At 40.8% G+C, this 750-nt stretch carries 1 protein-coding gene; it reads right to left on the minus strand.

What is annotated here, in order from left to right; all coding sequences use genetic code 11:
• Positions 1-750: HD-GYP domain-containing protein (locus IQR33_RS19785; protein ID WP_193843961.1), on the minus strand; the 750-nt coding region annotated here is incomplete at both ends.

A 750-nucleotide genomic window follows, 5' to 3' on the forward strand; every position in this document is an offset into this window, starting at 1 on the left:
ACTATCAAAGAAATAAGAAATACGCGAACGCGGATTTAGATACTCTTTTACTTTATCCGGTAATTTTGACGGATGAATCGCGTTAACTATCTTTATATCTTTTGAGGCAAGATCAATGATTGGCGCTTGAGTCCTTGGTACTGATGGATCGTAAACCAAGACATTCGGGAATAATAAATGCGATGCATTCACTGAGATAACCAGGCCGACCATATTATTAGAAAGCTGAACTACGGTACCCGGAGGAAACACGCCCATAAACTTAATTAGGATGTTCAGGTTCTCTTCTTTATATAGGTGTTTACAGTTCTTATATAAATGAGAGAGTGCGGTATAAGGAATCTTTTGATCTGAGACTATCGGTGTATGACACAAGTTATCAAACGCATTGGCTACAGCAATAATTTGAGCAAACTCGTTGATCTCATCTCCTTTCAGGCCTTTAGGATAACCAGACCCATCTCTTAGCTCATGGTGCTGCGCGATCACAATTCTCGCGACTTCGGGAAAAGCCTCGATTTGACTCGCAAGATCGACGCCATATTTAGTGTGCAACTTTAAGTAGTTGGTTTCTGGCTCTGTTAGAGGTAGTTGCTTTCTTAATATTGCAGTCGGGATTTTTATTTTCCCGATATCATGGAATAGTGCGGAGAAGGAAAGCTCTTTCAACTGTGCTGCTGAGTACCCTTTAGCACGGCCAATCATCATCGAGATAACAGCCACGTTCAATGAGTGGAAATAAATATCTTC

The organism is Vibrio sp. OPT46, assembly GCF_015163535.1.
GTDB classification, from domain to species: Bacteria; Pseudomonadota; Gammaproteobacteria; order Enterobacterales; family Vibrionaceae; genus Vibrio; species Vibrio alginolyticus.